Below are 12,667 nucleotides of genomic sequence, written 5' to 3' on the forward strand. Positions count from 1 at the left end.
GATTCGGTTTACTCCTCTACCACCGATGCAACCTGGTAGACCAGGCTGCCTTTATGTTCTGCAATCCGCCCGCTGAAACAGGGACGAGCACCAATCAGGGCCGGAACGACCTCGGGCAATTCCAGTGACAAGACATCTCCCACCTGGAGACACTCCAGATCGGCCAAAGTCATAGAGAGCTGCCCCATTACCACCCGCAGTTGCACGGGAACATGAGGCAGGACGCGGGACAGCTGCCCCTCCGGCAAGCTGGAAGTCGCTGGCTGCACCGACTCTTCGGCGGGCAACAGCCACATCTGCCATTCGTGCGCCATGTTGCCGGCCTGCATGGAGGCTCTGGTCACCAGCAACGGATGGGAAGGCAGCGCGTCCGGCTGTACTACGTTCAACTGCCACTTCAGATCTCCCAACCCCAGGCAAGCGGACCAGATATCGGTCTGGTATTGGCACAGGCGCAGCAGCAGGCGTTGTTCGGTATCTGTCACCCCTCGCGTGGCTGAGAGGGGAGTCTCTTCTTTTTGCGGTTGCAGGGTACCGCCAAAAAACAGCACCGCCAGGCGGTAGAGCACCTGATGGGAAATGGAGAAATAGACGATGCGTTTCGAATCCAGCGGCGTCTTCGCCTCGACCCAGATCAATGGCGCCGCGCCACGGGCCGGCGCCTCGGCCGCAAACTCGCTGTACGCCAGCTCGCAGTCGGCACTGTTGAACAGCTGGGCCATGCAGCTCGCCGCCTGGAGCGAGAAAGTGCTCAAGGGGGCATTGACCTGTTTCAGCCGGGCCTGATTGACCCGCTCTATGCCCAGCAAATCATAACGAGGAAGGGCTCTCCCCTGCTCCGCACTGAGCAGGCGGGAAGGTGTGTGCGCTACGCCGCTTGATGTCATTGAAAATCCACCTTAACCATTTCATCTCGCTTCACAGATCCCGGCTCGTTCATCAAACCAGCCCACGATAGATACTTGTTCGTTCACGCGGATCATTACGACTAAAAAAAGTTGGAACTTTAATCGAAAGTTCAAAAATTCCGCTATGACAGGAGACAAATTTTTAAGCAATAAAAAATCCCGATGCCGCAGGCATCGGGATTGTCGTGACGCATCACGGGAATTGGGTCGGAGTCGGCCTGTAAGCCGGGTTCTGTACCGGGTTGCCCCGGTGGCAATCATTCCTCTAGGCCAGCAATCGCTCGCTGGCTCAAGCAACCTACCCGCCCCCAACGCGGGCCGCGCCAATGGGGGCCTATTTGGTCTTGCTTCGGGTGGAGTTTACCGTGCCACGAACTGTTGCCAGTCGCGCGGTGCGCTCTTACCGCACCCTTTCACCCTTACCTGATCCCTTGCGGGCCATCGGCGGTCTGCTCTCTGTTGCACTGGTCGTAGGCTCGCGCCCCCCAGGCGTTACCTGGCACCCTGCCCTGTGAAGCCCGGACTTTCCTCCCCTCCGCCCGTCTGTCCCGAGGGACACAACGACGAAGCAGCGACTGCCCGGCCAACTCCGAGGCGCGGATTATAGCCTCGTGACGGAGTCGGGTAAACCGGCAATTCCCGTTAACCGGAATTAATAGTGTTCGAGACCGTATTTGTAGAGGGCGTTCTTCTTCACCCCGTGGATCTCGGCGGTGAGGGCCGCCGCCTTCTTGAGCGGCAGCTCGGCCACCAGCAGCCCCAGGGTACGGATCGCCTCGGCCGGCAATTCCTCTTCTTCTTTATTGGCACCTGCCACCACCAGCACAATTTCGCCACGACAGCGGTTCTCGTCTTCGCCGAGCCAGGTCAGCATCTCGGAAGCAGGCAGGCCGTGGATCGACTCGAAGGTCTTGGTCAGCTCGCGGCACACCACCACCTGGCGTTCACCGAGGATACGGGCGATCGCCTCCACCGTGTCCTGCACCCGGCGCGGGGATTCGTAGAACACCAGGGAGCGGGTGTCTTCGATGACCGCCTGCAGCCGATCGTCACGCCCCTTGCTCTTGGCTGGCAGGAAACCCTCGAACGCGAAACGGTCGGTAGGCAGGCCGGCGGCGCTCAGGGCCGTGATGGCGGCGCAGGGGCCAGGTAGCGGCACCACCTTGACACCCGCTTCGCGACAGCGGGTGACGAGATGGTAACCGGGATCGCTGATGAGCGGGGTGCCGGCATCGGAGACCAAGGCGACGCTCTTGCCCTCCTTGATACGACCGATTAGCACATCGGCCTTCTGCTGCTCGTTGTGGTCGTGCAGGGCGAAGGTCGGCACCGAGATCTGGTAGTGGCTGAGCAGGATGCCGGTATGACGGGTATCTTCTGCGGCCACCAGGTCGACACTGCGCAGGGTATCGAGGGCCCGCTGGGTGATATCCGCCAGATTGCCGATCGGGGTGGGGACTATATACAGGGTTGGGATGTCACTCATGGGATCTCCGAGTGCCCCGACAATTGTGTCGTCATATTGGCCCGTTTACACTAGGGGGAATTTCAACACTGGTCGGGGAATGAACTTGAACCGGGTTACAAAGCAGCTAAGTGTATCACGACTCTTCGGCATCATACTCGCGGCAGTCCTGCTTGCCGCCTGTGCGTCGGAGCCCAATCAATCTTCCGGACAGCCGGGCATGCCGTCCGCCTTCTCGGAAATCACCAAGAACGCCCAGTGGTATCTGGAGCAGGTGGACCCGGCCAAGCCGGCTGAAGCCTTCACCTGGCAGATGCTGGCGGCGCGCAGCTATCTGGCGCTCGGCCAGAGCAAGCCGGCTGCAGCCCTGTTCCAGCAGTTGCAGAAACAGGCGCAAAGTCCAGAGCAGAAGGCCCAGCTGCAACTGCTGCAGGCTCATCTGTTGCTGGCCCAGGGGCACGCCAATCAGGCGCTGATCCTGCTGGAAGGCAAGCCGGATGTCGCGCTGGATGCCGATACCCAGAAGAACTGGTATCGCCAGCGAGTCGTGCTGCAACTGGACATCAACAACAAGTTTGGTGCCGCCAAGTCTCTCATCGCCATGGAGCCCTACCTGGCCCAGAGCGAGCTGGCCACCAACCACCAGCAAATCTGGTCGTTGCTGAAAAGCATGACCCCCTCCACCCTGCAGGCGCTGGAAGAGGCCCCTGCCCCCGACGTGACCACAGGCTGGCTGCGACTGGCGGCCCTGGTCAACGAATTTGGCGCCCAGCCGAACCTGCTGGCCCGCCAGCTGGATGGGTGGAAGCGTGACTTCCCGAACCACCCTGCCCAGAGTGACATGCCCGCCGGCCTTGGCGATCTGGCCTCCACCAGCGGTGGCACCGTGCAGCAGATTGCAGTGCTGCTCCCCCTCTCCGGCAATCTGGAGCCGCAAGGGGCTGCCATTCGCAACGGCATGCTGATGTCCTACAAGGAGAACCAGGGTCAGTTCACCCTGAACTTCTACGACACCCAGCTCAAATCGACCGCAGAGCTCTACAAGCAGGCGATCCAGGAAGGGGCGGACATGATCATTGGTCCGCTGCTCAAAGATAGGGTCGCCGAGCTGCTCAAGGCCAACCCGACCGTGCCCGTGCTGGCGCTCAACGAGCTGGATCAGCCGATCGTTAATGACAGCACCTACTACTTCTCCCTCTCGGCCGCAGCCGATGCCGCCCAGGCCGCCCAGTACCTCTATGGCCAGGGCTACCGCAAGCCGTTGCTGATCGCCGCCCAGGGGCGGATCGGCTACAGCAGCATCAAGGCGTTCGAGCAGACCTGGGCCACCCTGAGCCAGGACAAGCCCGTGGTCGCCACCTTTGGCGCCCGCAACGAGGTGCAGGGCATGGTGAAAAACGCCCTGAGCGGCCGTTCCACCGCCCGCGCCGGTGAAGTGGTGCAGCTCTCCGATGCGGCCCCGCGCAGCATCGATGCCGTCTATGTTGTGGCCAACAGCCTGGAAACCCGGATGATCAAGCCCTACGTGGACATCTCGGTCAATCCGATGGGCAGCCTGCCCATCTATACCGGTTCCCGTGGCTATGACAGCGCCGCCACCGAGGTCGCCTCCGAGCTCAACGGCCTGCATATCGGCGAGATGCCGCTGCTGCTGGGCGGTTTCGAGAAGGAACGCGAGCAGATCGCCCTGCTCTGGCCACAGACCCAGGGAGACCTGCTGCGCCTGTTTGCCATGGGCTATGATGCCATCAGCCTGGCTGAAAACCTGCCGCAGATGCGCAAGCTCGGCACCATGCAGCAAGCAGGCATGAGCGGACAGCTGAGCGTGGATGCCAAGGGCAACATCATCAGAACGCTGAACTGGGGCACTTACCGGAATGGCAAGCTGGTCGATGACAACGCAGCCCCGCAACTGGAGGCCCCTTCCAATGAAGAGAGCATTGGCGTGGATGAACCAGCAGTGGCAGAACCTGTTCCCGTCAGCGACGAGCAAGGGACAGTACTTTGAACAGCAGGCCGAGCGCTGGCTGACCGCGCGCGGCCTGCAACTTGCCGCGCGCAACTACCGCTGCCGTGGCGGCGAGATCGATCTCATCATGCACCAGGGCCAGACCCTGGTGTTTGTTGAGGTAAGATACCGCGCCACCACCAGCCATGGCGGGGCCGCCAGCTCGGTCACCCGCACCAAGCAACAGAAGATCAAGCTGGCCGCGCGCCACTATTTGAAGCAACATGCCATCAACGAGGCCAACCAGGCCTGCCGATTCGATGTGATTGCGTTTGAGGGCGACCAGCCCGACTGGTTCCAGAACGCATTTTAAGAGGACCCTATGACTGACCGCATCAAAGAGAACTACACCGAAAGCATCCAGACCAAGATTGCCGCCGCCGAGGCGCTGCCGGATGCCATCCATACGGCAGCCCAGATGATCACCATCTGTCTGCTCAATGGCCACAAGGTGCTGGCATGCGGTAATGGTCCCTCTGCCGCCCTGGCCCAGCTGTTCATCTCAGAGCTGGTCAACTGCTACGAAACCCAGCGCCCTTCCCTGCCTGGCATGGCGCTCACCCCCGACATGGCCACCATCAGCGCCATCGCGACCGACCACGGCTTCGAAGAGGTGTATGCCAAGCAGATCCGCGCCCTGGGCCAACCAGGCGACATCCTGGTCGCCATTACCACCTCGGGCCACAGTCGCAGCCTGATCAAGGCCGCCGAAGCCGCCCTGTCACGAGACATGACTATAGTGGTGCTGAGCGGGGGCGATGGCGGCGAGATGGCCGGTCTGCTGGGGCCCAATGACGTGGAGATCCGGGTGCCATCTGCCCGCCGTCCTCGCATTCTGGAGGTGAACCTGTTGACCCTGCACTGCCTGTGTGATCTCATCGACCAGACTCTTTTCCCGCAACAGGAAGATTGAAACCATGAACAAGAAGTTACTCATGCTGGGTCTGCTGACCGGCTCCCTGCTGCTGCAAGGTTGTGCTGCCGTCGTCGTCGGTGGTGCCGCGGGTACCGCCAAGGTGTCCGGCGACCGGCGCACCCTGGGTGCCCAGTGGGATGATCAGACCATAGAGCTGAAAGCAGCCAACCTGCTGGCTGACAACAAGCCACTGAGCGCAGCCAGCAAGATCAGCGTCTACAGCAACAATGCCCGGGTGCTGCTGGTTGGTCAGACTCCTTCCGAAGCCTACAAGCTGGAAGCCGGTAAGATCGTCGGGCGCATTGACGGCGTTCGCCATGTCTACAACGAACTGCGTCTGGGTGAGCCCGCCAGCTTCACTACCCGCAGCAACGACTCCTGGATCACCTCCAAGGTGAAAGCCGACATGTTTGCCGCCAAAAACTTCGACAGCGCCAAGGTCAAGGTCGTGACAGAGAATGGCGAAGTGTTCCTCATCGGTCTGGTGACCCGCGAGGAGGGAGAGCAGGCGGTCAATATCGCTCGCCATGTCAGCGGCGTGAAGCGCGTCATAAAGGCATTCGAATACGCCCAGAACTGATACCGTGCCCATAAAAAAACGCAGCCAGTTGGCTGCGTTTTTTATTTGATGACTTTCAGCGTCGGCTTGCCGCTCGGGCGTGGCGGCTCAGGGTCCGGCTCTACCGGCTCCTCGGCCTGCTCCAGCCAAAGATCATAGCCAGGCTCCGGCGGGAACAGAGTCCCCACACCGTTTTCCCGGGCATGAATGGCCAGTACGGCCGCCATCGGGATGTAGACCTGCTGGGCTACGCCACCGAAGCGGGCACTAAAGCTGATGGCATCATTATCCATGTGGAACTGCATCACGGCACGAGGCGCGATATTCAACACAATCTGGCCATCCTGGGCAAACTGCATCGGCACCATCACATGGGGAATATTGACGTTGACCACCAGATGAGGGGTCAGATCGTTGTCCAGCAACCAGTCATAGAACGCCCGTAACAGGTACGGGCGGCTCGGCGTCATTGTCGGTTCCATGCTCATACGCCGGCACGGATCTCGCGCTCGGCTTCGGTCAGGGAGGCCTGGAAGGACTCACGCTCAAACAGGCGGACCATGTATGCTTTCAGCTCCTTGGCGCCACGACCGGTCAGATCGATACCCAGGCTCGGCAGACGCCACAGCAGCGGGGCCATGTAGCAATCCACCAGACCGAACTCTTCGCTCATGAAATAGGGCATTTCACCGAAGATCGGCGCGATGGCCAGCAGGTTGTCCCGCAGCTCGTTGCGCGCAGCGTCAGCATCGGTACCGGCCATGATCTTGTCGGCCAGAGAGTACCAGTCCAGCTCGATGCGGTGCATCATCAGACGGCTGTTACCGCGGGCAACCGGGTAGACGGGCATCAAGGGCGGATGCGGGAAACGCTCGTCCAGATACTCCATGATGATGCGCGAGGTATAGAGCGCCAGCTCACGGTCTACCAGAGTCGGTACTGAGTTGTACGGGTTCAGCTCGGCCAGCTCATCCGGCAGATTGTTTGGGTCAACCTGGCAAATATCCACGCTAACACCCTTCTCCGCCAGGACAATACGCACCTGATGGCTGAACATATCGTTGGCACCGGAAAACAGCGTCATAACCGAACGCTTATTGGCAGCTACAGCCATTGAACCCTCCCCTCATTTAAAAGCAGAAACGGCAATGAAGCATCTTGGACTTCATTGCCGTGCATTATATTACCCGTATCTGGTCGCTTAGTGAACGTCGCGCCAGAATTCCTTCTTCAACAGCACAGTGAAGATGAAGAAGATCACGATGAATCCAAGCACCCAGAAGCCCATGCGTTCACGCTCCTGTTGTACCGGTTCAGCCGAGTAGACCAAGAAGTTTACCAGATCCAGCACCGTCTGATCATACTCTTCGTTATCCATTTCACCATTGCCGTCAGATTTGATGCTGACAACCTGCTGGGTTTCGACGCCATCGACAGTATGTGTCGTAAACTCGGCGCGCGGTGTGCCCTGCAGCGGCTCCAGCACATGGGGCATGCCCACGGACGGGAAAACTGCGTTGTTCACCCCGAACGGACGGGTCGGATCGACGTAGAAGGAGCGCAGATAGGTGTAAATCCAGTCTGCCCCGCGAACACGGGCCACCAGCGTCAGATCGGGGGGCGGGGCACCAAACCACTTGGCAGCATCTTTCTCGGACATGGCGCTCTTCATCAGATCACCGACCTTGGCATCTGTAAAGATGAGGTTGGCTTTCATCAGATCCTCGGGGATCCCGAGATCCGCGGCAACCCGGTTGTAACGCTGGTACTGGGTAGAGTGGCATCCGGCACAGTAGTTCATGAAGGTGGCGGCACCACGCTGCAACGAGGCCTTGTCATCCAGTTCGTAATGGGCCTTGTCCAGCGGGAAATTGCCCCCTGCCGCGACCGCCAGGCAGGGTAACAGGGCCAGCACTGCAAATATTATTTTTTTCATTTGAATGTCACCCTTTCCGGCAGCGGCTTGGTGTGTTCGTTTTTGCTGTAGAAGAACAACAGGACGAAGAACCCGAAGTAACCCAGGGTACAGATCTGGGCAACCAGTGTCAGAGTCGGGGTCGAGGGCAACACACCCAGTACACCCAGGATGATGAAGCAGACCACGAACTGGGCAATGTTCAGCTTGTGCAGCTTGCTGCGGTAACGCACCGAGCGCACCTTGCAGCGATCCAGCCAGGGCAACAGGAACAGCACCACGATGGAAAGACCCATCATGATGACCCCGAACAGCTTGTCAGGAACCGCACGCAAAATGGCGTAGAAGGGGGTGAAATACCACACCGGAGCGATATGCGCCGGGGTCTTCAGACCATTCGCCACTTCAAAGTTCGGCTTCTCAAGGAAGTAACCCCACATATCCGGCTTGAAGAAAATGATGGCGCAGAAGAAGAACAGGAAGCCCGCCACACCGATCATGTCCTTGACGGTGAAGTAGGGGTGGAACGCCACCGCATCCAGCGGCCAACCGTTGGCATCCTTGTGCTTCTTGATGTCGATGCCATCCGGGTTGTTGGAGCCAACTTCGTGCAGCGCCAGGATGTGCATCGCCACCAGCATCACCAGTACCAGCGGCAGGGCGATGACGTGCAGCGCAAAGAAGCGGTTCAGGGTGGCACCTGAGATGACGTAGTCACCACGGATCCACAGAGTCAGGTCGTCACCGATGACCGGAATGGCACCAAACAGCGAGATGATGACCTGGGCTCCCCAGAAGGACATCTGGCCCCACGGCAGCAGATAGCCCATGAAAGCCTCGGCCATCAGCACCAGGAAGATCAACATGCCGAAGATCCACAGCAGCTCGCGCGGCTTCTGGTAGGAGCCGTAGATCATGCCACGGAACATGTGCAGATAGACTACCACGAAGAAGGCGGAAGCCCCGGTGGAGTGCATGTAACGCAGCAACCAGCCATATTCCACATCCCGCATGATGTACTCAACGGAGGCAAAAGCACCTTCCGCCGAGGGGTTGTAGTTCATGGTCAGCCAGATGCCGGTGATGATCTGGTTGACCAGCACCAACATGGCGAGGGAGCCGAAGAAGTACCAGAAGTTCAGGTTCTTCGGTGCCGGGTACTTGGCCATGTGATCGTTGTACATGGCAGTGAGCGGGAATCGATAGTCGATCCAGCCCATCAGTTTACTCAACATGATCAGGCCTCCTTGCCATCGGCACCGACCAGGATGGTGGTGTCATTAATGAATTGATAGGGCGGCACGACCAGGTTGAGCGGTGCGGGTACCCCCTGGAACACACGACCGGCCATATCGAACTTGGAGCCGTGGCACGGGCAGAAGAACCCGGAGGTGACGCCCTGCACCTGTTCGCCAAAGCTGTCAGGCAAGTAGGTCGGTGAGCAGCCGAGGTGAGTACAGATCCCGACGGCCACGAAGATCTCGGGTTTGATGGATCTGTAACCGTTGTGGGCATAATCGGGCTGCTGAGGCTCATCAGAAGCGGGATCGCGCAACTTGTCATCATGAGCGGCCAGGGCATCCAGCGTCTGCTTGGTACGGTTGACCACCCAGACCGGCTTGCCACGCCACTCGACACGGATGAGCTGGCCCGGTTCCAACTTGCTGATATCGACTTCGACCGGAGCACCGGCGGCTTTTGCCTTGGCACTCGGGTTCCATGATTTTATAAACGGCACTGCGGTAAAAGCAGCTCCTACCCCACCAACGGCAACCGTTGACCAGGTAAGAAATCTGCGGCGACCGGTATCAACTGGCGCATTGCTCATCCAAAAACTCTCCCATGTGGACTCCGCGCATTCTTATAGTGTCCCTGTTCCCCATTTCTCCGTGACAACAGCGGCGGAAGCTGGAGTTACAATTGCCACAGAAAACAGGGGAAATTTTAAAGAAAAGATAACAACTTGACAAGAAAGAGCGGTGAGCAATGAAAACAATAAAGAAACAATTTTTTGTCTTTTGTGACCTGTGGTTAGCATTGATATCGGTAATATTACCAATAAAAAAAGCCTGGCAATCGCCAGGCTTTTTTGACACTCGAAAGAGTGAGTACCAGAAGCGAATTAACGCTTGGAGTACTGCGGACGCTTACGAGCTTTGTGCAGACCAACTTTCTTACGCTCAACCTTACGGGCATCACGAGTAACAAAGCCAGCTTTACGCAGTTCGGAACGCAGGGTTTCGTCGTACTGCATCAGAGCACGAGTGATACCGTGGCGGATCGCACCAGCTTGACCGGAGATGCCACCACCGTTAACGGTGATGTACAGATCCAGTTTCTCGGTCATCTCAACCAGTTCCAGCGGCTGACGAACTACCATGCGGGCAGTCGGACGGCCGAAGTACTGCTCCAGGGAGCGCTGGTTGATTACGATCTTACCGCTGCCCGCTTTGATGAATACGCGAGCAGTGGAGCTTTTGCGACGGCCGGTACCGTAGTATTGATTTTCTGCCATGTTGCCAGTTCCCGATTAGATATCCAGTACTTGAGGTTGCTGAGCAGCATGAGCGTGCTCGGCGCCTGCGTAAACTTTCAGTTTACGGAACATGGCACGGCCCAGAGGACCTTTCGGCAGCATGCCTTTAACAGCAGCTTCGATTACCATTTCCGGTTTACGCTGAATCAGCTTGTCGAAGCTGATGGACTTGATACCACCCGGGAAACCGGAGTGAGCGTGGTACATTTTATCGGTAGTTTTGTTACCGGTTACACGTACCTTCTCGGCGTTTACAACGATGATGTAGTCACCGGTGTCAACGTGCGGAGTGTACTCAGCTTTGTGCTTACCACGCAGACGAGCAGCGATCTCGGTTGCGATACGACCCAGAGTTTTACCTTCTGCGTCCACAATGTACCAGTCACGTTTTACGGTTTCTGGCTTGGCAACGAAAGTTTTCATTAAGTTAAACCCAATTACCTGTTACAGACCCAATTGCTTATGGGGGCTCTCCCACAAACAACAAACGATGGCCTACCTGTACCCCTTCGAATACAAGTAAAGCTTAAAGTGTTGCTGTCTTATCGACAGCTGTAACGTGGGCCGGGCGATTATAAGTGAAGTTGCCTTAAATATCACCTGCTAATTTCACTGCCATGAAGCTAGCAAATGTCGCCCGGCCCTACCTGCCGCAGATGCCCATCCGACTGGCAGGCGCGGTATTGTGACTAAGGAAGGTGCACTCTTGCAAGGTATTCGTGCGATTGCATTTCCTGAAGCCGTGAAAGACAGCGTTGGAATTCGAAATTCAGCAGCCCTTCACCATAGAGATCCGCCATGGGAACAGCTGCCGACATGATGAGCTTGACGTGCCGTTCATAGAATTCATCTACCATGGCGATGAAGCGGCGGGCCGCGTCATCCGTACCAGCTCCCATTGGCTGAACGTTGGCCAGCAAGACGGTGTGAAACAACTTGGCCAGTTCTATGTAGTCGTTCTGGGAGCGGGGAGTACAGCAAAGTTGCTCGAACTCCATGTAAAGCACCCCTTCCCCCATCCCCAGCGACACCAGCTGGCGATGATTGATCTCAAGATCCCCCACCCGGGCCTCGTGACCACCTGTTAATTGCTGGAAATAACGCTCAAGGTTCGATTTTGCCTGTAGATCCAGCGGACAGTGATAGATCTCGGCCTGCTCCAGGGTTCGCAAGCGATAGTCGATGCCGCCATCCACATTAAGTATCTCGCAATGACGCTCGATCAGCGCGATGGCAGGCAGAAAACGGGCTCGTTGCAGTCCATTGCGATATAACTCTTGCGGAGGAATATTAGACGTAGCGACCAGCACTACGCCGTGGCCAAACAGTTCCTGAAACAGGGTGCCCAGCAACATGGCGTCTGTAATGTCGGAGACGAAAAACTCATCGAAACAGATGATATCCGTCTCGCTGGCGAGCTTGCTGGCAATCTGCTTGAGTGGATCGGTCTGGCCGTTCAATGCATTAAGTTCATCGTGGATGCGGTGCATGAAACGGTGAAAATGGCAGCGCAGTTTACGCTCACCCGGCAGGCTCTCGAAAAAAGTATCCATCAGCCAAGTCTTGCCTCTGCCGACACCGCCCCACATATAGATACCCTGGATGGGCTCGGGCGGTTTCGGCTTTTGCAGCCAGCCCAACAGTCCGCCGGATCTGGTCGGAGTCGGGCGCCGCTGCAAATCCTGATACAGTCGCTCCAGCCTGCTGATCGCCATACGCTGGGCGGGGTCGGCCTGAAAACCCGGACGCAGCAGATCCTGCTGATATTTTTGCTGCGGTGTCATCCTTGATGTGCCTCTCCAAGTCCCTGAATAGAGGACAAAATGGTATCACGGCCTCGGGACGCACGGTATAGTGCCAACCAGGCATGGCGGTTTGTTCAACCGAATCAACACACTGTTTTAGCTGTAACAAGGAGCATCTATGAGTCTGTTAACTGGGATCCTGCTGGCTGTCGCGGCCCTGATCATCGGTATCATCATCGGCCGTTTCTCGGTACGTAGCCGTGATGCCGGCCGTCTGGAACAGGAACTGAAGAAGGCCCACAAAGAGCTCGAAAGTTATCAGGGCCAAATCAATACCCACTTCGCCGACAGTGCGGCGCTGATGGAGCAACTGGCCGAGCAATATCAGACCCTCTACCGCCACATGGCAGAGCAGAGCAAGTTCCTGGCCAAGGCTCAAGAACCCCTGTTCCGTGAGCCGCCGGTAGAAGAAACGCAAACCAGCACCGAGACTGAACCCGGCATTCCTCCCCGTGACTATGCCGGAGCCTCTTCCGGTTTGCTCAAGCAAACAAGCTAGTGCCTCGCGGAACTAATCCGCCAGCCCTGTGGTCTGACCTTGACGATTGCAATGCA

General features: G+C 57.9%; 15 protein-coding genes and 1 other RNA gene. 5 read left to right on the top strand and 11 right to left on the bottom strand.

The window, feature by feature from the left end; genetic code table 11:
• Nucleotides 1-8 precede the first annotated feature (8 nt).
• The 3 genes from lfiM to rsmI all read right to left on the bottom strand — a co-directional run bounded on the left by lfiM (nt 9) and on the right by rsmI (nt 2,394).
• Nucleotides 9-887: a lateral flagellar motor switch protein LfiM gene (lfiM, locus tag LA321_RS04690; RefSeq protein ID WP_026456148.1), complete on the bottom strand. Its 879-nt coding sequence runs from the start codon at nt 885-887 to the stop codon at nt 9-11.
• Between the two features lie 226 nt (nt 888-1,113).
• Nucleotides 1,114-1,499, bottom strand: an RNA gene (gene rnpB / locus LA321_RS04695) — RNase P RNA component class A.
• A 61-nt stretch (nt 1,500-1,560) separates the two neighbouring features.
• Nucleotides 1,561-2,394, bottom strand: a complete 834-nt coding sequence (gene rsmI / locus LA321_RS04700; RefSeq protein ID WP_041210140.1) for a 16S rRNA (cytidine(1402)-2'-O)-methyltransferase — start codon at nt 2,392-2,394, stop codon at nt 1,561-1,563.
• 199 nt (nt 2,395-2,593) lie between these two features.
• Here rsmI and LA321_RS04705 point away from each other — a divergent pair, with 199 nt between their 5' ends.
• From LA321_RS04705 to dolP, 4 genes are read left to right on the top strand one after another with little or no spacing between them, the layout of a single operon-like run.
• Entirely contained in the window at nt 2,594-4,381 is a 1,788-nt protein-coding gene (locus tag LA321_RS04705; protein ID WP_042070871.1) for a penicillin-binding protein activator, read from the top strand.
• Nucleotides 4,323-4,694, top strand: coding sequence for a YraN family protein (locus LA321_RS04710; RefSeq protein ID WP_026456150.1), 372 nt, complete (start codon nt 4,323-4,325; stop codon nt 4,692-4,694). The genes LA321_RS04705 and LA321_RS04710 overlap by 59 nt, the downstream gene beginning before the upstream one ends.
• A 9-nt stretch (nt 4,695-4,703) precedes the next feature.
• Nucleotides 4,704-5,294 carry a D-sedoheptulose-7-phosphate isomerase gene (locus LA321_RS04715; protein ID WP_026456151.1) on the top strand — a complete coding sequence of 197 codons (591 nt, stop codon included), beginning with the start codon at nt 4,704-4,706 and terminating at the stop codon, nt 5,292-5,294.
• Between the two features lie 4 nt (nt 5,295-5,298).
• Nucleotides 5,299-5,877, top strand: coding sequence for a division/outer membrane stress-associated lipid-binding lipoprotein (gene dolP / locus LA321_RS04720; RefSeq protein ID WP_026456152.1), 579 nt, complete (start codon nt 5,299-5,301; stop codon nt 5,875-5,877).
• A 41-nt stretch (nt 5,878-5,918) separates the two neighbouring features.
• Here dolP and LA321_RS04725 read toward each other — a convergent pair whose 3' ends face one another.
• The 8 genes from LA321_RS04725 to zapE form a co-directional block, all read right to left on the bottom strand.
• Nucleotides 5,919-6,344, bottom strand: coding sequence for a ClpXP protease specificity-enhancing factor (locus LA321_RS04725; RefSeq protein ID WP_042025050.1), 426 nt, complete (start codon nt 6,342-6,344; stop codon nt 5,919-5,921).
• Nucleotides 6,341-6,970: a stringent starvation protein SspA gene (gene sspA, locus LA321_RS04730; protein ID WP_026456153.1), complete on the bottom strand. Its 630-nt coding sequence runs from the start codon at nt 6,968-6,970 to the stop codon at nt 6,341-6,343. Before sspA ends, LA321_RS04725 begins: the two co-directional genes overlap by 4 nt.
• Nucleotides 6,971-7,057: 87 nt before the next feature.
• Nucleotides 7,058-7,792 carry a cytochrome c1 gene (locus LA321_RS04735; RefSeq protein WP_042070873.1) on the bottom strand — a complete coding sequence of 245 codons (735 nt, stop codon included), beginning with the start codon at nt 7,790-7,792 and terminating at the stop codon, nt 7,058-7,060.
• Nucleotides 7,789-9,006 (bottom strand): cytochrome b, encoded by a 1,218-nt coding sequence (locus LA321_RS04740; protein WP_042070875.1) that lies wholly within the window; start codon nt 9,004-9,006, stop codon nt 7,789-7,791. The genes LA321_RS04735 and LA321_RS04740 overlap by 4 nt, the downstream gene beginning before the upstream one ends.
• Nucleotides 9,007-9,008: 2 nt before the next feature.
• Entirely contained in the window at nt 9,009-9,599 is a 591-nt protein-coding gene (gene petA, locus LA321_RS04745; protein WP_042025048.1) for a ubiquinol-cytochrome c reductase iron-sulfur subunit, read from the bottom strand.
• 294 nt (nt 9,600-9,893) lie between these two features.
• Nucleotides 9,894-10,286: a 30S ribosomal protein S9 gene (gene rpsI, locus LA321_RS04750; RefSeq protein WP_005336286.1), complete on the bottom strand. Its 393-nt coding sequence runs from the start codon at nt 10,284-10,286 to the stop codon at nt 9,894-9,896.
• 15 nt (nt 10,287-10,301) lie between these two features.
• Nucleotides 10,302-10,730, bottom strand: a complete 429-nt coding sequence (gene rplM / locus LA321_RS04755) for a 50S ribosomal protein L13 (protein ID WP_026456103.1) — start codon at nt 10,728-10,730, stop codon at nt 10,302-10,304.
• Nucleotides 10,731-10,996: 266 nt separating this feature from the next.
• Complete coding sequence (gene zapE, locus LA321_RS04760) at nt 10,997-12,091, bottom strand: cell division protein ZapE (protein WP_042070877.1); 1,095 nt, start codon at nt 12,089-12,091, stop codon at nt 10,997-10,999.
• A 139-nt stretch (nt 12,092-12,230) separates the two neighbouring features.
• Here zapE and LA321_RS04765 point away from each other — a divergent pair, with 139 nt between their 5' ends.
• Nucleotides 12,231-12,611, top strand: coding sequence for a YhcB family protein (locus LA321_RS04765; RefSeq protein WP_042070879.1), 381 nt, complete (start codon nt 12,231-12,233; stop codon nt 12,609-12,611).
• Nucleotides 12,612-12,667 lie beyond the last annotated feature (56 nt).

Origin of the sequence: Aeromonas enteropelogenes (assembly GCF_020097295.1) — a bacterium.
Classification (GTDB): Bacteria; Pseudomonadota; Gammaproteobacteria; order Enterobacterales; family Aeromonadaceae; genus Aeromonas; species Aeromonas enteropelogenes.